Annotated in this window: 1 pseudogene; it reads right to left on the reverse strand. The window is 63.9% G+C overall.

From position 1 onward, the window contains the following. A pseudogene (locus tag BST27_RS35215) lies at positions 1 to 167 on the reverse strand (IS1634 family transposase); the annotation flags it as partial. Between the last annotated feature and the right edge of the window lie 99 nt (positions 168 to 266).

Genomic DNA, 266 nt, shown 5'->3' on the forward strand with positions numbered 1-266 from the left:
TGATTCGCCGCCAACCGCTGGGCAGCGGCCGCCTTGAGCGCCACAAGTTCGCCGTCATCATGGGCTGAGCCCAGATGCTCAATCGAGCGCGCTCCTCGCCGGTTGGACCACACGATCTGCACCGCGGTCGCCCCCGAGGCGGTCTTCACGGTGCGCACGTAGGCCACCCCGGCAGCCTACGGCCCCGATTTAGCCTTGATCCACCGATGAATTGGCTGGTTGTCGGGGTGTCGGAATGAAGAAAGTGCCCTCTGAGCTGGAAAGAT

This window comes from Mycobacterium intermedium, from assembly GCF_002086275.1.
GTDB classification, from domain to species: Bacteria; Actinomycetota; Actinomycetes; order Mycobacteriales; family Mycobacteriaceae; genus Mycobacterium; species Mycobacterium intermedium.